The sequence below is a fragment of the Stenotrophomonas sp. AGC87 genome, from assembly GCF_057333975.1.
Genome location: NZ_JBHFHW010000009.1, coordinates 21,812 through 43,568, shown reverse-complemented (window position 1 = coordinate 43,568; position 21,757 = coordinate 21,812). Strand labels below are relative to the sequence as shown.

Below are 21,757 nucleotides of genomic sequence, written 5' to 3'. Positions count from 1 at the left end.
ACACTGCTACCTGATGTCCGGCTTGACGCCCGGCGGGTACAACAGCCGGTTCGTCAGCCAATACGCCGTCGCCACAGCCACCAGCACCATCACGCAGGCGACGGTGATCGGGAGCTTTCCACTCGCGCTCAATGTCCAGTACAGCACCTGCAAGGCGTTGTCCGCCCGCTCAGCCGCGGGATAAGGATCCGGGCTGAGCAGCAGGACGATGATATCCAGCGCCAACACCCAGGTGCTGTAGAGCAGCGGCACGGCGGCGCTGGCAAGGCCGAGGCGGATGCACCAGGCAAGCAGGCGTTTGCGCGCCCGGACAGCCGGCAGGGCGGGCGGTAGCGGGCGACTGTTGTGGCGCAGACAGGCGGCCTTGGCTGCGCGGGCCAACCTCCATGACGCACTGGCCAGCAGGAGCGCGATCACAGTGATCACCTGCGTATCAGCGGTCAATCGCGCATGGAGAAAGCGTAGTGTGGCCTCGGCCATGGGGCGCTGGTCCATCAGCATGGGCATGTAGGCGTATCGGTGCGCATCGGGCTGCACGGCGAAGGCGATCAGCACCAGCATCACGGCGACGCCGCTACAGACCAGGACGGCCGTAACCAGCAGGAGCTGGGCCAGCACGCTGCGTGCAGATTCGCGGGGAAGATCGGTCATGGCGGCAACATCCGTATTGGGGCCTCAGTATCGGTTCTCCACAGGTGGCGTGGAAAGCGATGGGGGTTTGCTGTGGACAACCCTGTGTGAGCGATGCACTGCAACGGTTTTCAGTAGTGGTCAAAAATTGTCCACGTCGCTTGCGGGCGGGTCAGATGGGTTGCCGGCCAGCGGCCGGCACTACCGCGCGCGGGTTTTCCACATGGTGCGTGGAGAGGCGTGGGGGTTTGTTGTGGACAAGTGAGGCGGAGGCATACCAGGCAAGCATTTCGATGGCTGGTCATTTTTTATCCAGCCTGTTCATGGCGTGGAAGGTGGTTCCCCGAACGCAAACGCCCCGCTCAAGGCGGGGCGTTGCGGACCTCAACGTGCGATGGAATCAGACGTTGAAGCGGAAGTGCAGGATGTCGCCTTCCTGGACGCGGTATTCCTTGCCTTCAAGACGCAGACGACCCGCTTCCTTGGCACCGGCCTCGCCCTTGTACTTGATGAAGTCGTCATACGCGATGGTTTCGGCGCGGATGAAGCCCTTCTCGAAGTCGGTGTGGATCACGGCGGCGGCCTGCGGGGCGGTGGCGCCCTTGCGCACGGTCCATGCGCGGACTTCCTTCACGCCTGCGGTGAAGTAGGTCTGCAGGCCCAGCAGCTGGTACGCGGCGTAGATCACGCGGTTCAAGCCCGGCTCGGACAGGCCCAGGTCGGCCAGGAAGGTGTCGCGGTCTTCGTCGTCGAGCTGGGACAGCTCTTCTTCGATCGCAGCCGAGACCGGCACCACCTGCGCACCTTCTTCGGCGGCACGGGCGCGCACGGCATCCAGATGCGGGTTGTTCTCGAAACCGTCTTCCAGCACGTTGGCGATGTACATCACCGGCTTGAGGGTCAGCAGGAACAGGTCACGGACCAGCGCCTTCTCTTCCTCGTCCAGGCCGGCGGTACGACCCGCCTTGCCGTCGGCGAGCGCCGCCTGCAGCTTGGCCAGCACCGGCTTGCGGGCCGCGGCTTCCTTGTCGCCACCCTTGGCAGCGCGCTCGGCGCGGTTCAGCGCCTTCTCGACGCTGTCCAGATCGGCCAGGGCCAGTTCGGTATCGATGGTGTCGATATCCGAGAGCGGGTCGACCTTGTTGTTGACGTGGATGACGTCGGCATTCTCGAAGCAGCGCACCACGTGGGTGATCGCATCCACTTCGCGGATGTGGGCCAGGAACTTGTTGCCCAGGCCTTCACCACTGGCCGCGCCGGCGACGAGGCCGGCGATGTCCACGAACTCGACCGCGGTCGGGATGACCTTCTGCGGGTTGATGATGGCCGCCAGCTCGTTCAGACGCGGATCCGGCACCGGCACGATGCCGACGTTCGGTTCAATCGTGCAGAACGGGAAGTTGGCCGCCGCGATGCCCGCCTTGGTCAGCGCATTGAACAGGGTCGATTTGCCGACGTTGGGCAGACCGACGATGCCGCATTTGATACCCATGTCTAGGATCCGGATTGAGTGTAGTTGGATGATTCGGGATTAAGGTTTCGCCCCGCGGCAAAGCCCCAATCCCCAATCTTCCAGTGCCGCGAGACTTCAGAACGTAGCGTATAAATTGTGCTTCTCTGCATAGTTTTCCAACGACACCTGCAGACGGACGCTATTTTTGGCCAAACAAAACGCCCGGTCCAATGGATCAAGCGCAGCCTCCACCTCCTCTGACAACTCTTCGTGCTGACCGTACATCCTTTCGCGCCTTAGCGCCCAGTCCGACGACACTTCCTCGAGGCCGAATACCAATCGTTGGGCCTCCACTACGATCTGGCGGAGGATGGTCTCCTCCATCTCTTCAAGCCCCGAAAGCGCGTGCGCGTGGTAAGAACTCGACGAATTATGAAAATACGTGGAGAAGCCCCCGCCATGCACTTCATTGGAAAGGCAAGTAACCGCGAAATATCGTTGGTTGGGTTCAGACAACCCAGTGAATCCTGCCCCTCCATCACGCAACTGATCCACCAGCCAGCGCCAGTGGCGTCCTTCTGCCGATTTTTCGTATCGCGCTCGCTCCTCGCCCTCCTCCTTCTTGCGTCGTCGCGCTTCTTCCATGCCCTTGCGCGTTCCATTGCTGCACGGCATGCATTGGCCGCCTGTACGCGCTGCCGTCGCCAGCAGAATCATGGCGCTGCATGTGGAACAGGGAAGGCGACCGTCTGTCATGCTCACCGCGGAGTGTGCAGCCGCTTCATCGCTTCGCTGAAATCGCCCTTCACTGCCAGCGGCAGGACGTCGATCGCATCGTTGACGGCATGACCGATCAGCACATCATCGTCTTTGCTGGCACGCCCCAGCACCCACGGGACCACGCGGTCCTTGTGGCCGGGATGACCGATGCCGATGCGCAGGCGGTGGAATCTGCCATGGCCGAGCAGACGGATGGTGTCGCGCAGGCCGTTCTGGCCGCCGTGGCCGCCGTCGAACTTGAGCCGTGCCACGCCGGGCGGCAGGTCGAGCTCGTCGTGCGCCAGCAGCGTTTCTTCCGGTTCGATCTTCCAGAAGCGCTGCGCCGCAGTGACCGATTTGCCACTGAGGTTCATGAAGGTGGCGGGCTTGAGCAGCCATACCGGCTGGCCGGCGATATCGACCTTGGCGGTCTCGCCGAACAACTTGCTGTCCACGCTCCAGCGCGCGCCGGCCTGTTCGACCAGGGCGTCAATGAAACGAAACCCGGCATTGTGCCGGGTCTGGGCGTGCTCGGGTCCGGGGTTGCCCAGACCAACGATCAATCGCAATCCTGTCATTACTCTTCTTCGTCGGTACCAGCGCTGTGCCGGTACATACAGAAACGGCGCCTGCCCCGAAGGACAGGCGCCGCAATCACTTACTCTGCAGCCGGCGCTTCGTCGGCAGCTTCTTCCTTGCCGAGCTTGGCGGTGACGATCGCGTCGTCATGGTCCTTGCCCTGGGCCAGCGCCGGGATCTCGACGCCCTTCGGCAGCTTGATGTCCGACAGGTAGATCACGTCACCAGCCTTCAGGTCGGCCAGGTCGACGTCGATCGATTCCGGCAGGTCCTTCGGCAGGCAGGTGATGCTCACTTCCTTCAGTTCGTGGGTGACCACGACGTCGGCAGCCTTGCCAGCCGGCGAGGTGTCTTCGTTGATGAAGTGCAGCGGGACGTTGGCGGTCAGCGCTTCGTTCTCGTTCACGCGCAGGAAATCCAGATGCAGGATCAGCTGCTTGAACGGGTGGCGCTGCATGTCACGCAGCAGCACCTTGGTGACCTTGCCATCCAGGTTCAGGTCCAGGATGGACGAGTAGAACCACTCGTTCTGCTGGGCCAGCCAGATTTCGTTGTGGTTGAGCTGGATGACGCTCGGCTCGACGTCGCCGCCGTAGATGATCGCCGGGATCTGGCCAGCGCCACGCAGGCGGCGGCTCGCACCCTTGCCTTGCAGTTCGCGCTGGACGACCTTGATTTCATGATTCTTGGCCATGCTGATTTACTACCTTCGTTGTTTGCCGCGCCATGATGGCGAGGCGATGAGGGGAGATCCGCGACCAGATCTCCCCGGGAAACCACCCACCGTTGCCGGTGGGCGGAAAAATCAATCCACGTACAGCGAGCTGACCGACTCACCGAAGGCGATGCGGCGCATCGTCTCGGCCAGCATTTCCGCCACGCTGAGCTGGCGGATCTTGCTGCACACCCGCGCCTCTTCACGCAGCGGGATGGTGTCGGTCACCACCAGCTCATCGAGCTGGGAGTTGTTGATGTTGTCCACCGCCGGGCCCGAGAGCACGGCGTGGGTGCAGTACGCGGCGACCTTGAGGGCGCCACGCGCCTTCAGGGCTGCAGCGGCCGCACACAGGGTGCCGGCGGTATCGACGATGTCATCGACCATCACGCAGGTCTTGCCTTCGACGTCACCGATGATGTTCATCACGGTGGAGACGTTGGCGCGCGGGCGGCGCTTGTCGATGATCGCCAGATCGGCATCGTCCAGGCGCTTGGCGACGGCGCGCGCGCGCACCACACCACCCACGTCCGGGGACACCACGATCAGGTTTTCCGTGCCGTAGGCGCGCCAGATATCGGCGAGCAGCAGCGGCGAGGCGTATACGTTGTCCACCGGCATGTCGAAGAAACCCTGGATCTGATCGGCATGCAGATCCACCGTCAGTACCCGGTCAGCCCCGACGGCGCTGAACATCTTTGCGGCCACCTTGGCGGTGATCGGCACGCGCGAGGAACGCATGCGGCGATCCTGGCGCGAGTAGCCGAAATACGGCACCACGGCGGTGACACTGTTGACCGAAGCGCGCTTGAGCGCATCGATCAGGACCAGCAGTTCCATCAGGTTCTCTGCGCTGGGCGCGCAGGTCGGCTGGATCACGAACACGTCCTGCTTACGGACGTTTTCCTCGATCTCGACCTGTACTTCACCATCGGAGAAGCGCGACACCAATGCCTTGCCAGGCCGCACCCCCAGTTCCTTGCAGATGCTCTGCGCAAGGCGCTTGTTGGCGTTGCCGGAAAATACCAGCAGGTTGGGGTGTTCTTGCATCATGACGGTCTCGGGCGGGAGCGATTGGCGGAGAACTGGGCCGCCGGCACCCGGAGGTGTCTGCGGTGACAACACCGCGGCGTATGCACCGCGCCCGCGCAGACATGCGCATGGAGTCGCGGCAGATATCCGCTAGTGGCAGGGGCGGGAGGATTCGAACCTCCGAATGCCAGGATCAAAACCTGGTGCCTTGGGCCTCTTGGCGACGCCCCTGCATCAAAATCAGTAACGCTCGAGTACATCAAGCAGTGGCGAGCGCTCCACGCCCGCAGCCACCCATGCCCGCAGTTCCTTCGGCAATTGCGCCAGGCCCTGCTCTGCAGCAGCGCGCGTGGCGAACTCGACGAAACAACCGCTTCCCGACCCGGTGAGTCGTGCCCGGCCGATACTGCTCAACGCTGCGAGCGCTGCCTCTACGGCAGGTTCGCGGCGGCGCAGGACCGGCTCGAACGCATTCCCGAGCAAAGACCCGGAAGCGAAGTCCGCTATTTTCGCCACTGGGGCATCCCGCGTCAAATCCGGTGATGCGAAAAGTGCGGGAGTCGGCACGTGAACGCCGGGATGGACCAGCACAAACCAGGCCGGCGGCAGGGCGATCGGGGTCAGCAGTTCGCCCACGCCCTCGGCCCAGGCGTTGTGCCCGCGCACGAAGACCGGCACATCCGCGCCCAGCTGCAGACCCAGCGCGGCCAGCGCGTCGACCTCCAGACCGGCGCCCCACAGGCGGTTCAGTGCGACCAGGACGGTGGCGGCATCGGAGGACCCGCCGCCGAAGCCACCACCAGCCGGAACGCGCTTTTCGACGCCGATATCGGCACCTTGGGCGATGTTCGCAGCATCCTTCAACAGGTGCGCGGCGCGGATCGCCAGATCATCGGCCTCGGCAACGCCGGCCACGGAGGTGCCCTCACGGCGGATCCGGCCGTCCTCGCGGACACGCAGATGGATCCGATCGCCCCAATCGAGCAGCCTGAACACGGTCTGCAGCTGGTGATAACCGTCCGGGCGCCGCCCGGTGATGTGGAGGAACAGATTCAGCTTGGCCGGGGCCGGCCAGGTCGACCCGCCGTCGACTGCATCCAGCCTGCTCATGGCGTGGCCAGCACCCAGCTGTCGACCACCAGGCGGACCTTGGCGTCGCCATTGACCGCTTCGATCCGGCGCGGCAGCACCGGGCGACCGGCCTCGGCCGGGTACCAATCCAGGTACTGGATCTCCCAGCCCAGCTGCTGCACACGTCGCGGGCGGCCGTCGCCGTCGCGCTCGATGCGCTCGACCGGGGCCGCATCGGCGATCAGGCCGCGCACCCAATCGGGCAGCTGGTTGACCGGGATATCCCAGCCGGTGGCGTCCAGCAGGACCTGCTGGGCATCGTCGCCCTCGCGGGTGCCGCCTTCCAGACCTTCCAGGCGGCCGCCTTCATGATGGCTGTCGCCGGTCAGCTTCCAGCTCTGCCGGGTGACCGGGGCACTGAGTTCCACCACATATCCCTGGCCCTGCTGCTGCCAGTCGATGCGGCCGTTGCCGCCATTGCGGCCCTTGCTGATCGCCACCCTGCCCTGGAACGACCAGGCCGGCTGCGCGCGCACCGCAGTGACACGCTCGACCTCGGCCTGCTGCGCAGCGGGAGAGACGGTGGTGACCACGGTCGGGGCGGAGGGGGCCTTGCGCTCATCCAGGGACACGCACGCAGAGAGCGACAACGCCACGGCCGCAGCAAACGCGGCCTTCAGGGACAGCAGATTCATACGCCGTATTTCTCGATCACGCGCTGCAGGGCGCGGTTGTCCGGGTCCAGCTTGCGGGCCTCTTCAAAGAAGTGGCGCGCCTCGTCCTTCTTGTTCAACACCCACAGCACCTCGCCCACATGCGCGGCGATCTCCGCATCCTTGGCCAGGGTCCAGGCGCGGCGCAGCTGCACCAGTGCTTCTTCGTTGCGGCCCAGGCGATACAGCACCCAGCCGTAACTGTCGACGATGGCGGCGTTGTCCGGCTCGGCCACGCGCGCGCGGTCGATCAGTTCCAAGGCTTCCTGATAACGCTGCGTGCGGTCGGCCAGGGTATAGCCGAGCGCGTTGAGCGCGGCGATGTTCTCCGGATCGGTGACCAGCACCTTGCGCAGGTCGGCCTCGGCGCGCGGGATGTCATCGCGACGCTCCCAGGCCAGCGCGCGGGCATACAGCAGCGCGTTTTCGTCCGGATACGCGGCCAGGCCACGGGCCAGCGCGTCCAGCTCACCGGCATCGTCGTTGCCGCGCTGGCGCAGCTCGGCCTCGAGCAGATAGGCATCGCGGCGGGCATCGTCATCAACGGTGGCATCGGACTGGATCGCGTGCACTTCGGCCAGTGCCTTGTCGGTGCGGCCCAGTTCGTTCTGCGCATTGGCCGCGCGCAGCCGCGACTCATCGCGCTCCGGGCCACCGGGCACGCTGTGATACCAGTTGACCGCTTCCTCGTAGCGCTTGAGGTACTCGGCGATCTTGCCCAGCAGCAGGCGCTGGGCCGGATCCGGCTTGGTCGCCTGCCCGGAGAGTTCGGTATACAGGGCCAGCAGGCCGGGGTCGTCCTTCTGCTTGGCCAGCAGCGAGGCGCGCATGCCGTAGGTCTGCACATCCTGCGGGCCAACCGCCAGCACGCGCTCGGCCGCAGCAGGCTGGCCCATCAGGTCGTAAGAGATCGCCACCGCGTTGCGCAGCTCGGGGTCCTGCGTGGTCTTGGGCTCCACACCCTTCAACAGGGCCAGCGCCTCATCGGACTTGCCGGCCTGGTTGAGCTGACTGGCGTGCAGCAGGGCCACGCGCGGCTCATCCGGGAAGCGCTTGACCACCTCATCCACCATGCGCCGGGCCAGCTCGGGCTGCTCCATGCGCATGGCCAGGCGGCCGAACTCCTGCCAGACCTCCAGGCGGTCGGGGATGGCATTGGCATCCACCAGCTCGCCCAGCACCTGGGCCGGAACCTTGGGATCGCTGCCGCCGCTGATCAGGGCGCCGATCGCGAACTTCCAGGCGGTAGGGTCCGGGTCTTTGAGCAGCGCCTGCAGTTCGGTGCGGGCGGCCTTCACCTTGTTCTGGCGCATGTCCAGCGCGGCGGTGCTGCTGCGCATGGCCAGTGAGCGCGGCGCACGCTGCTCCCACAGGGCCAGCGCGCGGGCGGCACGCTTGTCATCGTTGGCCAGCATGGCAATCCGGGAGGCGCGCTCGGCCAGGCCGGCATCGCCTTCACTGGCCTCGGCCGCCTCCAGGTACCAGCGCGCGGCGTCGCCCAGTTTGCCTGCCTGCAGGGCGAATTCGCCCGCCATGACCGGGGCCAGGGGGACCGCCTCGGCCGTGCTGTTCTTGGCCTTCGCCGGGGCTGCCGGGGGGGCGGCCAGGGCGTTGGCGGTGAACAAAGACAGCAGCAGAACGCTAGAGATGCGAATCAATGCGGGCATCGGGGGCATCTGAGCCTTAAAATGACGACTTGAATGGCCAGCAGCTTATCGCAAGCAACTGAACAATGACCCTGTGGGTGCTCGGACTGAATCACCAGACCGCGCCAGTGGAACTGCGCGAACGCGCCTCCTTTGGCGGCGACGCCCTGCCCCAGGCATTGGCGTCGCTGCGCGATACGCCACAGGTGGCCGAGGCGGTCCTGCTCTCCACCTGCAACCGCACCGAGCTGTACGCGGTGGCCGAATCCGGTGACGCGCTGGCCCAGTGGCTGGAGTCGCATGCCGGCACCTTGCATGGGTACCTCTACCAGCACGCCGACGCCGATGCGGTGCGCCACCTGTTCCGGGTGGCCACCGGGCTGGATTCGATGGTGCTGGGCGAGCCGCAGATCCTGGGCCAGGTGAAGGATGCCTGGGCCCTGGCGCGTGATCACGGCCTGCTCGGCCAGCGCCTGGACCGGTTGTTCCAGCAGACCTTCTCGGTGGCCAAGCGCGCCCGCACCGATACCCGCGTGGGCGCCAACCCGGTCTCGGTGGCCTCCACCGCGGTGCGCCTGGCGCAGAACTCGTTCGCGCGGCTGGAAGATTCCACCGTGCTGCTGGTCGGCGCCGGCGAGACCATCGAGCTGGCCGCGCGCCATCTCAGCGAAGGGCGCGTGCGGCGGCTGCTGATCGCCAACCGCACCCTGGCCCATGCGCAGGAGCTGGCCAGCCGTCATGGCGGCGTCGCCCTGCCCCTGAGTGAGCTGGACCGCCACCTGGGCGAGGCCGACGTGGTGTTCTCGGCCACCGCCGCGCGTGAGCCGGTGATCACTCGCGCACATGTGGCTGCCGCACTGAAAACCCGCAAGCACAAGCCGATGCTGCTGTTCGATCTGGCCGTGCCCCGCGATATCGAGGCCGGCGTGGGCGAACTGGCCGACGCCTTCCTGTACACCGTGGATGATCTGGAGCGCGCGGTCGAAGACAACCGCCGCAGCCGCCGCGAAGCCGCGGCCGAGGCCGAGGCGATCATCGAGCTGCAGGTCGCCCGCTTCGTGGAAACGCTGCAGGCCAGCGTGCACCAGGCCCCGCTGCGGCAGCTGCGCGCCTATGGCGAAGCGACCCGCGTGGAGATGCTGGAGAAAGCCCGCCAGCAACTGGCCCACGGCAAATCACCGGAAGAGGTGCTCGAGCTGCTCGCGCACGGCCTGACCAACCGCCTGCTGCACCCGCCGACCGCCGCCCTGCGCGCGGCCGCGCTCAGCGGCGATACTGAACTCACCCGCGCCGCCGAGCGCCTGTTCCCGGCCAAGCCGGGTTACCAGCACCCTGCCGTGCGTACCGATGTAGCGAGGAATGATGACGCCGACCCTGCGCCGTAAGCTGGAAGCGCTGGCCGAGCGCCGCGAAGAACTGGAACGCCTGTTGTCCGACCCGGCCGTGGTCGGCGACAACGACCGTTTCCGCGCGCTCTCGCGCGAGTTTTCGCAGCTGGAGCCGGTCGCCACTGCGCTGGCCGACGAAGCCCGCGCCAAGGCCGATCTCGCCGCCGCCGAAGCGATGCGCGAGGACCCGGACCTGCGCGAACTGGCCGACGAGGAAATCATCGCCGCGCAGCAGCGCCTGCAGCAGCTGGACGAAGCACTGGCCCTGCTGCTGGTGCCGCGCGATCCGCGCGATGAGGGCAACCTGTTCCTGGAAGTGCGCGCCGGTACCGGCGGTGACGAGGCGGCGATCTTCGCCGGCGATCTGTTCCGCATGTACGCCCGCTATGCCGAGCGCCAGGGCTGGAAGGTCGAGATCGAATCGGACAACCCGGGCGAACATGGCGGCTACAAGGAAGTGGTGGCGCGCGTGGTCGGCCGTGGCGCGTTCTCACGGCTGAAGTTCGAATCAGGCACGCACCGCGTGCAGCGCGTGCCGGCGACCGAGTCGCAGGGCCGCATCCATACCTCGGCCGCGACGGTGGCGATCATCCCCGAGGCGGACGACGTCGAAGACGTGGTGATCAACCCGGCCGACCTGCGCGTGGACACCTACCGCTCCTCCGGCGCCGGTGGCCAGCACGTCAACAAGACCGAATCGGCGATCCGCATCACCCACCTGCCCAGCGGCGTGGTGGTGGAGTGCCAGACCGAGCGCAGCCAGCACGCCAACCGCGACAAGGCGATGAAGCGCCTCAAAGCACAGCTGCTGGATACCGAGCGCAGCAAGCAGGCCGCCGCCCAGGCCGAAAGCCGCCGCCTGCAGGTCGGCAGTGGCGACCGCAGCCAGCGCATCCGCACCTACAGCTTCCCGCAGGGACGGATCACCGACCACCGCGTGGAAGGGCTGACCCTGTACGACCTGCCCAACATCCTGACCGGCGATCTGGATGCGCTGGTCAGCCGCCTGACCCACGAACACCAGGCCGACGAGCTGGCCCGGCTCGCGGAAGGCAACTGAGCATGGCGGCCGCCGAGCGGCAGCGATGAGTGCCGATCCGCAGCGCCTGCAGTTGCGCCAAGCCGTGCAGCGGCAACCGGCGGACTTCATCGCCTGGGTGATGCTGGCCGACGCGGAGCTGGAGGCCGGCGATGTGCGTGCCGGCGAACAGGCCGCCACACGCGCCCTGCAGCTGCGCGGCGACCATCCCGAAGCGCTGGCCCGGCTGGGTCGCGCACGCTGGATGCAGGGCCGCCACGGCGAGGCGGCCACGCTGCTGCGCCAGGCGGCGGATCGCGCCCCACAACATCCCGGCATCACCCTGTGGCTCGGCCACGCACTGGAAGATGCCGGCCAGCCCGAAGCGGCCGCCGATGCCTATCGCCATGCGCATCGCCTGCTGCCGGGCGAGCCCTACATCACCGCGCAGCTGCTCAACTGGCAGCGCCGGCTGTGCGATTGGCGGGATCTGGAGCGGCTGTCGGCGCTGGTGCGCCAGGCCGTCGCGCAGGGCCAGGCGGTGGTCGAGCCGTTCGCCTTCCTCAGCGAAGACAGCAGCGCCGCCGAGCAGCTGGCCTGCGCCCGCCAGCGCGCGGCGGCGCTGGCCGAAGGCATCCCGCGGTTGCCGCCGGCCACGGTGCGCCCGCACGGCACGCTGCGGGTCGGCTTCCTCTCCAACGGCTTCGGCGCGCATCCGACCGGCCTGTTGACCGTCGCCCTGTTTGAACAGCTGCGCGCGCTGGGCATGCTGGACCTGCACCTGTTCGCGCTCAGCGCGGATGACGGCAGCAGCATCCGTCAGCGCCTGCAGCAGGCCGCCCACACGTTGCACGATGTCAGCGCGCAGCCGCATCAGGTGATCGCCCGGCGCATCCGCGAGGCCAGCATCGATGTGCTGTTCGATCTGCGCGGCTGGGGCGGTGGCGGCACCCCGCAGGTGCTGGCGATGCGCCCGGCCCCGGTGCAGATCAACTGGCTGGCCTACCCGGGCACCTCCGGCGCGCCGTGGATCGATCATCTACTGGCCGATGCCTTTGTGCTGCCCAACGCGCTGGAACCGGCGTTCAGTGAGAACGTGCGACGCCTGCCGCGTGCGTTCCAGCCCTCGGACAACACCCGCGTGCTTGAGCCGGTGCCCTCGCGCGAGGACTGCGGCCTGCCTGCGCAGGGCGTGGTGCTGTGCTGTTTCAACAACAGCTACAAGCTCAATCCGCGCAGCGTGCAGCGCCTGTTCGCGGTGCTGCAGGGCGTACCCGGCAGCGTGCTGTGGCTGCTCTCCGGCCCGGGCAACGCCGACGCGCGCCTGCGCAGCGCGGCACGCCAGGCGCAGCTGGATCCGGCGCGGCTGGTGTTCATGCCGCGCCTGCCCCACCCGCAGTACCTGGCGCGTTACCAGCATGCCGACCTGTTCCTGGACACGCATCCCTACAACGCCCACACCACCGCCTCCGATGCGCTGTGGGCCGGCTGCCCGGTGCTGACCTGCCCCGGCACAACGTTCGCCTCGCGCGTGGCCAGCAGCCTCAATCATCATCTGGGCATGCATGATTTCAACGTGGCCGATGACGCCGCGTTCGTGGCCACCGCGATCCAGCTCGGCAACGACCCGGCTGCGCTGCAGGCCGCGCGCGCCACGCTGGCGCAACGGCGCGAGGCCAGCGGCCTGTTCGACATGGCCGGTTTCGCGCGCGACCTCACCGAGGTGATCCAAACGCTCGCGCGCGAACGCGGCTGGCAGGGCCCACACATCGCCTGAGCATCGGCTGCGCTAGGCTCGGGCTTCCCTGTGAATCACCGAGGCACGCCGATGGGCAAGCTCAAGCGCAAGGACTACCAGGCCCTGCTGGAACCGATGCAACTGGAACTGGCGGCGATGGCGCGCTGGGTGCAGCACACCGGGCAGCGCGTGCTGGTGCTGTTCGAAGGCCGCGACACGGCCGGCAAGGGCGGTGCGATCCAGGCGATCGCCGAGCATCTCAATCCGCGCCAGTGCAAGGTGGTCGCGCTGCCCAAGCCAACCGATCGCGAAAGCACGCAGTGGTATTTCCAGCGCTATGTCTCGCACCTGCCGGCGGCGGGCGAGATCGTGCTGATGGACCGCAGCTGGTACAACCGCGCCGGCGTCGAGCATGTGATGGGCTATTGCACCGAGGCGCAGTACCGCAGCTTCCTGGCGCAGACGCCGGTGTTCGAGAAGCTGCTGATCGACGATGGCATCGTGCTGTTCAAGTATTGGCTCAGCGTGGACCAGGCACAACAGGAAAAGCGCTTTGCCGAGCGCCACCTCGATCCGCTCAAGGGCTGGAAGCTGTCGCCGGTGGACCTGAAGTCACGCAGCAAGTACAGCGCCTATACCGAGAGCCGCGAAGTGATGCTGCGCGCCACGCATAACGACGATGCCCCGTGGACGCTGGTGGACTTCAACGACCAGAAACGCGGGCGGCTGGGCCTGATCCGCAACCTGCTCGACCGCCTGCCCGATACCCGCGTGGACGAACCCGTGCTGGCGCTGCCGCCGTTGAAGGGCAAGCTGTACAAGGAGCACTTCGGCGTGCTGAAGCCGATCGAACCCTTTGTCACCACGTAGATCCACGCCATGCGTGGATGCTTTGCTGCACTCGGTACCCACGCACGGCGTGGGTCTACCGCGCGCAGCGGGGCAAAGGCGTGCCGGCTATCCACCGGCACGCCCGTCAGGCTCAGCCTTCCTTGATCCGCGCTTCGATGTCGTGCGCGGTGACCGGGCCAAGGAACTCCTTGGCGACCTTGCCATCCGGCGCGATCAGGTAGGTCATCGGCAGGCCGCGCGGGATCGCGAAGTCTTCCGGCGGGTTGTAGGTATCCACGATCACGATCGGATAGGTGACCGGACGCTTCTCCAGGAAGGCCTTCATCTCGGCCGGCTCGATGTCTTCGAAGGCCAGCCCGACCACCTCGATCTCATTGCGCATGGCGTGCAGCGCGGAGAGCTCGGGCATTTCCTTGCGGCACGGGGCGCACCAGGTTGCCCAGAAGTTCACCACCACCCACTTGCCGCGGTGCGCGGCCAGATCGTAGTCGGTGCCGTCCAGCGCTTTGGCTTTCAGCGTCGGCTGTTCGACGGTCTTGCGCTCGGTGGCCGGCACGGCTTCGGTCGGCGGCGCGGCGGGTTCGTTGATCGGGGCCGGGGCGGCAGGCGCGGTGGCCTCGCTCTGTGCGGCGGGCTTGTTGCAGGCGGCCAGCGTCAGCATGCCCAGGGCCAGCAGCAGGGGCTTGGCGGTCATGGTGTGTCTCCGGGGGTCGAGTAGATGTCGCTGACGCGGCGTTTGAGCAGTTCGCGCAGCGGCAGGCGCAAGGTGTCCAGCGCGGCCACCGAGGCCGTGCCCAGGCTGTCGTCGCGATAGGGCAGGTAGGCTTCCTTGATCGGGATCCGCATCTGCGTGGTCTCGTACAGGTCGGCCAGGGTGAGTTTGTCCAGGTCGCGCGCGAGCAGCCATTCGCCCTGCTCGTCGCGGCGCACCACGCGGATCGCTTCCAGATCGCAGAGCAACGTCTGCAACAGCGAATCGGTCAGCATCGGCTCCAGCTTCAGGATCTCGTCGTCATCCAGGCTGCGGCCATCGGCACGCGCCTGGTGGAAGCGACCGATCAGGCGCAGCAGGCCGTAGATCTCATACCCCACCGGCAGGCGCAGGTCGGCCGGCTGGTAGCGGAACGCGGCGATCGAGGAGGCGAGCGATGCGCCGAGCAGCACCGAGACCCAGCACAGGTAGATCCACAGCAGCAGGATCGGCACGAAGGCGACCGTGCCGTAAAGCTTCTGGTAGGACTGGAAGCTGCCCAGGTAGGCGCCCATGCCCCACTTCACCAACTCCAGCATGATCGCGGCCAGGATCGCGCCGGGGACGGCATGGCGCCATTTGACCGTGTGGTGCGGCACCACGCGATACACCAGCATGATGCAGACGAACTCGATCAGGATCGGCGCGACCGTCAGTGAGACGTTGGCCAGCCAGCGGCCCTCGCTGGTGCCGAACAGCGGCAGCGCGAACACCCGCGCCGAGACCGCCAGCGAGGCGGCGGCAAGCATCGCGCCAAGCGTGAGCACGGTCCAGTACACGAGGAAGCGGGTGAGCTTGGGCCGGGTCGAACTCACCCGCCAGATCTGGTTGAAGGTTTCCTCCACGCTATTGAGCGTGATCAGCAGCGATACCACCAGCGCGATGAAGCCGGCGGCGGTCAGCTGCCCGGCACTGGCCGAGAACTGTCGCAGGTAGCCTTCGGCGGCGCGCGCGGCGTTGGGCACGAAGTTGGAGAACACGTAGTCGCTGAGGGTGTCGCTCCAGCGGTCGAACACCGGGAACGCGGAGAGCACTCCGAACACCACGATGGCCAGCGGCACCAGCGCGAACACCGTGGTGTAGGCCAGCGAGGCGGCCGCCTGGAACAGGCGGTCATCCAGGAAGCGGCGCCACAGGAAGCGGCCGAAGCTGATCGTGCGCGCGCGATCCCGGACGCGTTCGATCCACAGGTTGATCGTATCGAGAGGTTCCATCGGCGCAAGGGTACCCGATGACGGGTGTGGGGCATGCACGCCCGCTCACGGTGCCCGGCCCGGGCACGGACCTCGCCCTGAGCCGGCTGCGTTGCCATACTGCCCGCATCGGACGCAATGAGATGAAAGCGAAATGGCGGAGATCCTGGTGCTGTACTACAGCCGTGGCGGTTCAGTGGCACGGCTTGCCCGCCAGATTGCGCGCGGCATCGGCGAGGTGCCGGGCATGAGCGCGCGGCTGCGCACGGTGCCCCCGGTGGCGGCGGTGACGCAGACCGCGCTGCCGCCGGTGCCCGAGGATGGCGCACCGTATGTCAGCGTGGCCGACCTCGCCGAATGCACCGGGCTGTTGCTGGGCAGCCCGACCCGCTTCGGCAACATGGCCGCGCCGGTGAAGCACTTCCTGGATGGGCTGGGCGCGGAGTGGGTCAACGGGACATTGGCCGGCAAGCCGGCGGGCGTGTTCACCTCGACGGCCTCGCTGCACGGTGGGCAGGAGTCGACGCTGTTGTCAATGCAGGTGCCGCTGCTGCACCACGGCTGCCTGATCGTGGGTATCCCGTTCACCGAGCCGGCGCTGAGCCACACCACCACCGGCGGCACGCCGTATGGCGCCAGCCATGTGGCCGGGGCGGACGACAACCCGGTGCCGAGCGAGGATGAGAGCATCCTGGCGCGGGCGCTGGGGCGGCGGGTCGCCGATATCGCACGGCGGCTGGCGTGAGTACGCGCGCCCAGGAGATCGTGCTGGCCCTGCTGCTGGTGGCGCTGGCGGTGCTGTTCGCGGTCTGGTTCGCGCAGGACAAGCATTGGCTGGCCACCCAGCTGGTGTTCACCCTGCCGCCGCTGCTGCTGGCGCTGGGCGTGCTGGTGCGGCGTGGCAAGGCGATGTTCTGGGCCGGGGTGCTGGCGCTGTTCTGGTTCAGCCATGGGGTGATGAGCGCCTGGAGCCATCCGGAGGTGGCGCTCTGGGGCTGGCTCGAGCTGGGCCTGGCCCTGGCCGTGATCGGGGTGGCCAGCACGCCGGGGCTGCGGCGTCGCTTCGGGCGCAGGACGCCGGCCAGCTGAGGTCGCTGCGGCGCGCGCCTGCATCGGGCGGGCGGCAGCCGTATCATCTACGGGTCGGCGCGGCGGTTCCGTGCCCTTCTGTCTGGTACCCAGGATGCTTGCAATGGAAGAACTACTGATCATCACCACCGGTGGCACGATCGACAAGATCTACTTCGACGACAAGTCTGACTATCAGATCGGTGATCCGCAGATCGGGATGATCCTGCGCGAGCTGGGCGTGACCTTCCGTTTCAATGTGATCCCGATCCTGCGCAAGGATTCGCTGCACATCACCGACGATGACCGTGAGTTGATCCGGGCGACGATCGCCGCGCAGCCGACGCGGCATGTGCTGGTGACGCACGGCACCGATTCGATGGTGCAGACGGGCCAGGTGTTGAAGTCGATCACCGACAAGACGATCGTGATGACCGGTGCGTTGAGCCCGGCGCGCTTCCGCGGCTCGGATGCGGAGTTCAACATCGGCTGTGCGATCGGTGCGGTGCAGTCGTTGCCGAGCGGTGTGTACATCGCGATGAACGGCCGGATCTGGAATCCGGAACAGGTGCGCAAGAACGTGGCCGCCAACCGGTTCGAAGCTGCGTAATCGGTGTTGATTGAACGAACGCCCCGGCATGCCGGGGCGTTCTGCGTTGGGGCGATGGAACGCGATCAGTACTGCGCGGTGAGGGTGACCCCGGAGAAGGTCGAGTAGGCCTTCACCCGCACGTGCCAGGTACCTGCCGCCGGCGAGGCGATGGTGCAGGTTTCGTTGTTGCCGCTGAGGTACGGGCGGCAGGTGTAGACGGTGTCGGTCGGCGCGCTGCCATTGCGGACATAGAGGTCGGCATCGCCGCTGCCGCCGGCGAGGGTGACCTTCAGCTGGCTGCGGCCGGACGGCACGGTCACGGTGTAGGCCAGCGAAGCACCACTGGCGGCGCCAAGCCCGGTGACCGGCACGTTGTTCTGCAGCACGTTGCCGGTGCCCGGGTTGGGATTGGTCCCGCCCAGCGCCGCCGTCACCGCCGCATCGGCATCGACGATGCCCGCGCCGCAGCCGCCGGAGCAGGCGCCCGGCAACGGCCGTGCGGTGCTCTTGAGCAGGCTTTCGATGGCCGCCGGGCTCAGCGCGGCGGGGGCGACGGACTGGATCAGCGCGACCACGCCGGCCACGTGCGGGGCCGCCATCGAAGTGCCGTTGTAGGAGGCATACGATGCGCTGCCCGGCACCGTGGTGCCGCTGTTGAGGGTGGAGAGGATGCCCTGCCCCGGGGCCGAGATGTCGATGCCGGTACCGTAGTTGGAGAAGCTGGCACGGGCGCCGGCTGACGTGGTGGCGGCGACAGCGATGACGTTGGCGCAGTTGGCCGGCACCGAAGAGGACACGTTGGTGTTGCTGTTGCCGGCCGCGACGACCACCGTGGTGCCGCGCGAGACGGCGCCGTTGATCGCGGTCTGGTAGGTGGTGGAGCAGCTGCCACCGCCGCCAAGCGACATGTTGATCACTTCGGCGGGATTGGCGTTGGCCGGGACGCCGCTGACGGTGCCGCCGGACGCCCAGACGATCGCGTCGGCGATGTCGGAGGTGTAGCCGCCGCACTTGCCGAGCACGCGCACCGGGACGACCTTGGCGTTGAACGCCGTGCCCGCCACGCCGGTGCTGTTGTTGGTCACTGCCGCGACGGTGCCGGCCACGTGGGTGCCGTGCCAGCTGGAATTGGACGCAGGAATGCCGGAACCGCATTCGTTGGCGGCGTACCAGTCGCCTTCGTCGTTGGGATTGTTGTCGCGGCCACCGCCGTCGCGCGCCATCGCCGCGTCGCTGATGAAGTCATAGCCGGGCAGGATGTTGGCGTTGAGATCCGGATGGTTGGTGATGCCGGTATCGATCACCGCCACCACCACGCCGGTGCCGGTGGCCTTGTCCCAGGCGGGGCGCACGTTGATCGAGGCGTTGCTCGTCCCGAAGCCCCACTGTTCGGAGAAGCGGGTGTCGTTGGGCACCAGCGTGGCCTGCATCAGCTGATCGACTTCAACGTATTCCACGCCCGGGTCGGCGGCCAGGCGACGCATCAGCAACTCGGCTTCAGCACTGTCCAACGGGCGGTCGGCCTTGACCACGGTCGGGCCGATCGCCAACTGGCGCAGCTTCTGCAGGCCGAGCGCGCGGCCCTGGGCCGCCGGCACGGCCGCGGCGGCGGCCTTCAGCGAGTTGGCCAGTGCGGTCGGGGTGGCGACCTCCCTGCTGCCATCCTTGTACTTCACGATGAAGCGCTGATGGGTCGGCGCCGAGGACAGGCCGCTCAACTGCACATCGCCGGCGAACGCCGGGGTGGCCAGCAGCAGGGTGGACAGAACGGACGCGCCCAGTACCACCAATGCACGCTGACGCAAACGGTGTTGCGAGACATGAGACATCGGATTTCCCTTTCAGACAGTGAATGCCGTCGTCGCGGCTGAGAATCCGGCTCCGATCCGGGGGCTGCTGAAGCGATGGCGCGGATCGGCCCGGTGAGTGAGTCGACGCTAATAGCTTGCTGGCGGATGAACAACGTTTCAGCCGCGCTTCCATGACATGAAATGTCGGATCTGAGACTTTCCGGGTCGAGGGTTTGTGAAAGTGAAGGGACGCCGGGGCTTCCAAGCGCTCTGAAGGCGTCACCGGATGTCCGAAATGGCTGTCTCCGCCGACAAAGGCCGGACAACGCTTGCGCATCAAGGACTTGCGCTATTGCCACCGCGGGACATGGAGTGTCGGCGGCGAACAGGCAACAAAAAACCCGCCTGTCACCAGGCGGGTTTTGATGCATCAGCGCGGATCCGCAGGGATCAGGCGTCCAGGCGGACCAGCCAGCCGTGACGGTCCGGCAGGCGACCGTACTGGATGTCGGTCAATTCCTTGCGCAGGGACATCGTCACTTCGCCGGCCGGCGCGTTGATGTCGCCCACCGAGAAGCCTTCGCCCTTGAGCTGGCCGATCGGGGTGACCACCGCCGCGGTACCGCAGGCGAACGCTTCCACGATATCGCCGGAGGTCACGCCGTCCTTCCACTCCTCGAGGGTGACCTTGCGCTCTTCGACCTTCATGCCGCGGTCGCGGGCGAGCTGCAGGATGCTTTCACGGGTGATGCCTTCCAGGATGCTGCCCGACAACGCCGGGGTCACCAGGGTGCCGTCCTTGTAGACCAGGAACACATTCATGCCACCCAGTTCTTCCAGGTACTTGCCTTCCACCGGATCCAGGAACAACACCTGCGAGCAGCCCTGCGCCTGCGCCTTCTGCTGCGGCAACAGCGAGGCGGCGTAGTTGCCACCGCACTTGGCCGCGCCGGTGCCGCCCTTGCCTGCGCGTGCGTAGTCGGTGGACAGCCAGATCGACACCGGCGCCACACCCTTGGCGAAGTACGGGCCAGCCGGGCTGGCGATCACGTAGTAGCCGGCCTTGTGCGCGCCGCGCACGCCGAGGAAGGCTTCATCGCCAATCATGAAGGGACGGAAGTACAGGCTGGATTCGTCGGCCGACGGCACCCACGACGCGTCCACGGCAATCATCTGCTTGAGCGATTCGACGAAGATGTCCACCGGCAGTTCCGGCAGCGCCAGGCGCTGGGCCGAACGCTGCAGGCGGCGGCCGTTGGCCTCCGGGCGGAAGGTCCAGATCGAGCCGTCGGCGTGGCGGTAGGCCTTGATGCCTTCGAAGATTTCCTGACCGTAATGCAGCACCGCGGCGGCCGGATCCAGCTGCAGCGGGCCGTACGGGCGCACCACGGCATCGTGCCAGCCGGTGTCCTTGTCCCAACGCACTTCCACCATGTGATCGGTGAAGTGCAGACCAAAACCGGGGGCGGCCAGGATGCGTTCACGCTCCTCGCTGCTGCGCGGCTGGGCGGAACGGGTGGTGTTGAAGCTCACGGAAGACTGGGACACCGGATATTTCCTGTTCTGGTTACGGGGAACGCCGTGACGCCGGCTGGCGATGGGCGGTTACAGCATGCCGGTTTCGAGCCGGGCGGCCTCGGACATCATGTGGCGGCCCCACGGCGGGTCGAACACCAGCTCGACGTCGGCCTGCGCCACCGTCGGGATCATTTCCAGCTTGCTGCGTACGTCATCGACCAGGATCTCGCCCATGCCGCAGCCGGGTGCGGTCAGGGTCATCTTGATCTCGACCTCGCGCTGGCCGTCATCCAGGTGCTTGAGGTCCACTTCATAGACCAGGCCCAGATCGACGATGTTGAACGGGATTTCCGGATCGAAACAGGTGCGCAGCTGCTGCCACACCAGTTTTTCGACCTCCTCGTCGGAGGCATCGGCGGGCAGTTCCAGCGCCGGGGGCGCTTCCTTGCCGATGGCATCGCCATCCTTGCCGGCGATGCGGAACAGATTGCCTTCGACAAAGACGGTATAGCTGCCACCCAGGGCCTGGGTGATATAGCCATAGCTGCCAGCGGGCAGCGTGACCGTTTCGCCCTGCGGGACCATGACGGCCTCGCAGTCGCGTTCGAAGTGGACAGGTTCACTGCTACGGGAATACATGTGGATCGATATGGGGGTCGCGGCCAATTCCCGCAAGGCGACCATTTTAGCCCAGTGGCCGCCCACGCGCCGGTCACCCCGCAAGCCGGTATCCTGTGGGGACTTACAGGAAGATTGTATGTCGCCCACGTCCGTGCCTGTCCGGAGCCGCCACTGGCTCTGGCCCCCGCTGTTTCTGCTTGGTGTCGTCACGGCCGTGCTGGCCTGGTTGTTCATCGCCCTGCTCACCGGCCGCCAGGCCGGCTGGATGGCGGTTCTGGCGGCGTTGGAGATCGCCTTCATGCTGCGTTTGGGCACCCTGCGCGCCGGCACCACCCGGGTGGTGCTGACCCTGCTGGCCACCGTGCTGGCGGCGCTGGCAGCCAACTGGGGGATCGCTTCGGCCTACCTGGGCGGCGCGATGGGGCTCACCCCGTGGGAATCAGCGTTGCGCATGGGGCCCTATCTGGCCTGGACCCTGAGCGGCCTGGCCAACGGCGCGGTCGAATGGCTGTGGCTGGGCGTGGCGCTGGTCGTGGGTTGGTGGGTGGCGAAATAACGCCCCCCCTGCACGCTGCCGCGGCGTGCCATCGGTAGTGCCGGCCGCTGGCCGGCTCCTCATGACATCAGAAC

22 protein-coding genes and 1 tRNA gene are annotated in these 21,757 nt (G+C 66.9%); 8 read left to right on the top strand and 15 right to left on the bottom strand.

Translation table 11 applies throughout. The annotated features are described in order from the left end of the window. Positions 1–6 precede the first annotated feature (6 nt). The 10 genes from ACE026_RS03825 to ACE026_RS03780 all read right to left on the bottom strand — a co-directional run bounded on the left by ACE026_RS03825 (position 7) and on the right by ACE026_RS03780 (position 8,619). Positions 7–651: a hypothetical protein gene (locus ACE026_RS03825; RefSeq protein ID WP_486037960.1), complete on the bottom strand. Its 645-nt coding sequence runs from the start codon at positions 649–651 to the stop codon at positions 7–9. Between the two features lie 379 nt (positions 652–1,030). Then, positions 1,031–2,122 carry a redox-regulated ATPase YchF gene (gene ychF, locus ACE026_RS03820; RefSeq protein WP_088434937.1) on the bottom strand — a complete coding sequence of 364 codons (1,092 nt, stop codon included), beginning with the start codon at positions 2,120–2,122 and terminating at the stop codon, positions 1,031–1,033. A 96-nt stretch (positions 2,123–2,218) separates the two neighbouring features. Then, on the bottom strand, positions 2,219–2,800 hold the full coding sequence (locus tag ACE026_RS03815) for a DMP19 family protein (protein WP_486037957.1): 582 nt from the start codon (positions 2,798–2,800) through the stop codon (positions 2,219–2,221). 41 nt (positions 2,801–2,841) lie between these two features. After that, complete coding sequence (pth, locus tag ACE026_RS03810) at positions 2,842–3,420, bottom strand: aminoacyl-tRNA hydrolase (protein ID WP_486037955.1); 579 nt, start codon at positions 3,418–3,420, stop codon at positions 2,842–2,844. A gap of 80 nt (positions 3,421–3,500) precedes the next feature. Next, entirely contained in the window at positions 3,501–4,115 is a 615-nt protein-coding gene (locus ACE026_RS03805) for a 50S ribosomal protein L25/general stress protein Ctc (RefSeq protein ID WP_102789571.1), read from the bottom strand. Between the two features lie 111 nt (positions 4,116–4,226). After that, complete coding sequence (locus ACE026_RS03800; RefSeq protein ID WP_026070235.1) at positions 4,227–5,186, bottom strand: ribose-phosphate diphosphokinase; 960 nt, start codon at positions 5,184–5,186, stop codon at positions 4,227–4,229. Between the two features lie 136 nt (positions 5,187–5,322). Beyond that, a tRNA-Gln gene (locus ACE026_RS03795) sits at positions 5,323–5,399 on the bottom strand. Between the two features lie 9 nt (positions 5,400–5,408). Then, the gene (gene ispE, locus ACE026_RS03790) at positions 5,409–6,278 is read right to left on the bottom strand and encodes a 4-(cytidine 5'-diphospho)-2-C-methyl-D-erythritol kinase (RefSeq protein ID WP_486037953.1); all 870 of its coding nucleotides are present in this window, start codon (positions 6,276–6,278) and stop codon (positions 5,409–5,411) included. Continuing rightward, a complete protein-coding gene (gene lolB / locus ACE026_RS03785; RefSeq protein WP_486037951.1) occupies positions 6,275–6,934 on the bottom strand; it encodes a lipoprotein insertase outer membrane protein LolB in 660 nt (219 codons plus the stop codon). The genes ispE and lolB overlap by 4 nt, the downstream gene beginning before the upstream one ends. Continuing rightward, positions 6,931–8,619 carry a tetratricopeptide repeat protein gene (locus ACE026_RS03780; RefSeq protein WP_486037949.1) on the bottom strand — a complete coding sequence of 563 codons (1,689 nt, stop codon included), beginning with the start codon at positions 8,617–8,619 and terminating at the stop codon, positions 6,931–6,933. The genes lolB and ACE026_RS03780 overlap by 4 nt, the downstream gene beginning before the upstream one ends. Positions 8,620–8,684: 65 nt before the next feature. On the opposite strand from ACE026_RS03780, the gene hemA reads away from it, so the two are divergent. From hemA to ppk2, 4 genes are read left to right on the top strand one after another with little or no spacing between them, the layout of a single operon-like run. Beyond that, positions 8,685–9,983, top strand: coding sequence for a glutamyl-tRNA reductase (gene hemA / locus ACE026_RS03775; protein WP_019186102.1), 1,299 nt, complete (start codon positions 8,685–8,687; stop codon positions 9,981–9,983). Beyond that, the gene (prfA, locus tag ACE026_RS03770; RefSeq protein WP_486037997.1) at positions 9,961–11,046 is read left to right on the top strand and encodes a peptide chain release factor 1; all 1,086 of its coding nucleotides are present in this window, start codon (positions 9,961–9,963) and stop codon (positions 11,044–11,046) included. The genes hemA and prfA overlap by 23 nt, the downstream gene beginning before the upstream one ends. Positions 11,047–11,071: 25 nt before the next feature. Beyond that, the gene (locus ACE026_RS03765; protein ID WP_486037946.1) at positions 11,072–12,781 is read left to right on the top strand and encodes an O-linked N-acetylglucosamine transferase, SPINDLY family protein; all 1,710 of its coding nucleotides are present in this window, start codon (positions 11,072–11,074) and stop codon (positions 12,779–12,781) included. A 51-nt stretch (positions 12,782–12,832) separates the two neighbouring features. Beyond that, positions 12,833–13,612: a polyphosphate kinase 2 gene (ppk2, locus tag ACE026_RS03760; protein WP_486037944.1), complete on the top strand. Its 780-nt coding sequence runs from the start codon at positions 12,833–12,835 to the stop codon at positions 13,610–13,612. A gap of 112 nt (positions 13,613–13,724) precedes the next feature. Here the strand turns inward: ppk2 and ACE026_RS03755 are convergent, their stop codons facing one another. Together ACE026_RS03755 and ACE026_RS03750 are read right to left on the bottom strand one after the other, a co-directional pair. Beyond that, positions 13,725–14,288: a TlpA family protein disulfide reductase gene (locus ACE026_RS03755; protein ID WP_486037942.1), complete on the bottom strand. Its 564-nt coding sequence runs from the start codon at positions 14,286–14,288 to the stop codon at positions 13,725–13,727. Next, a complete protein-coding gene (locus ACE026_RS03750; RefSeq protein WP_486037940.1) occupies positions 14,285–15,559 on the bottom strand; it encodes a YihY family inner membrane protein in 1,275 nt (424 codons plus the stop codon). The genes ACE026_RS03755 and ACE026_RS03750 overlap by 4 nt, the downstream gene beginning before the upstream one ends. 133 nt (positions 15,560–15,692) lie before the next feature. On the opposite strand from ACE026_RS03750, the gene wrbA reads away from it, so the two are divergent. The 3 genes from wrbA to ACE026_RS03735 all read left to right on the top strand — a co-directional run bounded on the left by wrbA (position 15,693) and on the right by ACE026_RS03735 (position 17,216). Beyond that, positions 15,693–16,283, top strand: a complete 591-nt coding sequence (wrbA, locus tag ACE026_RS03745; RefSeq protein WP_019186096.1) for an NAD(P)H:quinone oxidoreductase — start codon at positions 15,693–15,695, stop codon at positions 16,281–16,283. Then, a complete protein-coding gene (locus ACE026_RS03740; protein ID WP_486037937.1) occupies positions 16,280–16,627 on the top strand; it encodes a DUF2069 domain-containing protein in 348 nt (115 codons plus the stop codon). Before wrbA ends, ACE026_RS03740 begins: the two co-directional genes overlap by 4 nt. A 103-nt stretch (positions 16,628–16,730) precedes the next feature. Further along, positions 16,731–17,216, top strand: a complete 486-nt coding sequence (locus ACE026_RS03735; RefSeq protein WP_121044584.1) for an asparaginase domain-containing protein — start codon at positions 16,731–16,733, stop codon at positions 17,214–17,216. A 65-nt stretch (positions 17,217–17,281) separates the two neighbouring features. Here ACE026_RS03735 and ACE026_RS03730 read toward each other — a convergent pair whose 3' ends face one another. The 3 genes from ACE026_RS03730 to sufT all read right to left on the bottom strand — a co-directional run bounded on the left by ACE026_RS03730 (position 17,282) and on the right by sufT (position 21,145). Then, positions 17,282–19,027, bottom strand: a complete 1,746-nt coding sequence (locus ACE026_RS03730; protein WP_486037935.1) for a S8 family peptidase — start codon at positions 19,025–19,027, stop codon at positions 17,282–17,284. A 411-nt stretch (positions 19,028–19,438) separates the two neighbouring features. Continuing rightward, the gene (locus tag ACE026_RS03725) at positions 19,439–20,536 is read right to left on the bottom strand and encodes a branched-chain amino acid aminotransferase (protein WP_486037933.1); all 1,098 of its coding nucleotides are present in this window, start codon (positions 20,534–20,536) and stop codon (positions 19,439–19,441) included. A 57-nt stretch (positions 20,537–20,593) separates the two neighbouring features. Beyond that, a complete protein-coding gene (sufT, locus tag ACE026_RS03720; protein ID WP_123728426.1) occupies positions 20,594–21,145 on the bottom strand; it encodes a putative Fe-S cluster assembly protein SufT in 552 nt (183 codons plus the stop codon). A gap of 118 nt (positions 21,146–21,263) precedes the next feature. Between sufT and ACE026_RS03715 the strand changes: the two genes are divergently transcribed. After that, on the top strand, positions 21,264–21,683 hold the full coding sequence (locus ACE026_RS03715) for a hypothetical protein (RefSeq protein WP_486037931.1): 420 nt from the start codon (positions 21,264–21,266) through the stop codon (positions 21,681–21,683). Positions 21,684–21,757: the final 74 nt, after the last annotated feature.

Coding starts and splice junctions, on each gene's coding strand:
- ACE026_RS03730 (WP_486037935.1), bottom strand. CDS start 19,027: ATGTCTCATGTCTCGCAACACCGTTTGCGTCAGCGTGCATTGGTGGTA.
- sufT (WP_123728426.1), bottom strand. CDS start 21,145: ATGTATTCCCGTAGCAGTGAACCTGTCCACTTCGAACGCGACTGCGAG.
- prfA (WP_486037997.1), top strand. CDS start 9,961: ATGACGCCGACCCTGCGCCGTAAGCTGGAAGCGCTGGCCGAGCGCCGC.
- ACE026_RS03815 (WP_486037957.1), bottom strand. CDS start 2,800: ATGATTCTGCTGGCGACGGCAGCGCGTACAGGCGGCCAATGCATGCCG.
- ychF (WP_088434937.1), bottom strand. CDS start 2,122: ATGGGTATCAAATGCGGCATCGTCGGTCTGCCCAACGTCGGCAAATCG.
- wrbA (WP_019186096.1), top strand. CDS start 15,693: ATGGCGGAGATCCTGGTGCTGTACTACAGCCGTGGCGGTTCAGTGGCA.
- ppk2 (WP_486037944.1), top strand. CDS start 12,833: ATGGGCAAGCTCAAGCGCAAGGACTACCAGGCCCTGCTGGAACCGATG.
- ACE026_RS03750 (WP_486037940.1), bottom strand. CDS start 15,559: ATGGAACCTCTCGATACGATCAACCTGTGGATCGAACGCGTCCGGGAT.
- ispE (WP_486037953.1), bottom strand. CDS start 6,278: ATGAGCAGGCTGGATGCAGTCGACGGCGGGTCGACCTGGCCGGCCCCG.
- hemA (WP_019186102.1), top strand. CDS start 8,685: ATGACCCTGTGGGTGCTCGGACTGAATCACCAGACCGCGCCAGTGGAA.
- pth (WP_486037955.1), bottom strand. CDS start 3,420: ATGACAGGATTGCGATTGATCGTTGGTCTGGGCAACCCCGGACCCGAG.
- ACE026_RS03800 (WP_026070235.1), bottom strand. CDS start 5,186: ATGCAAGAACACCCCAACCTGCTGGTATTTTCCGGCAACGCCAACAAG.
- ACE026_RS03825 (WP_486037960.1), bottom strand. CDS start 651: ATGACCGATCTTCCCCGCGAATCTGCACGCAGCGTGCTGGCCCAGCTC.
- ACE026_RS03755 (WP_486037942.1), bottom strand. CDS start 14,288: ATGACCGCCAAGCCCCTGCTGCTGGCCCTGGGCATGCTGACGCTGGCC.
- ACE026_RS03780 (WP_486037949.1), bottom strand. CDS start 8,619: ATGCCCGCATTGATTCGCATCTCTAGCGTTCTGCTGCTGTCTTTGTTC.
- ACE026_RS03735 (WP_121044584.1), top strand. CDS start 16,731: ATGGAAGAACTACTGATCATCACCACCGGTGGCACGATCGACAAGATC.
- ACE026_RS03715 (WP_486037931.1), top strand. CDS start 21,264: ATGTCGCCCACGTCCGTGCCTGTCCGGAGCCGCCACTGGCTCTGGCCC.
- ACE026_RS03805 (WP_102789571.1), bottom strand. CDS start 4,115: ATGGCCAAGAATCATGAAATCAAGGTCGTCCAGCGCGAACTGCAAGGC.
- lolB (WP_486037951.1), bottom strand. CDS start 6,934: ATGAATCTGCTGTCCCTGAAGGCCGCGTTTGCTGCGGCCGTGGCGTTG.
- ACE026_RS03765 (WP_486037946.1), top strand. CDS start 11,072: ATGAGTGCCGATCCGCAGCGCCTGCAGTTGCGCCAAGCCGTGCAGCGG.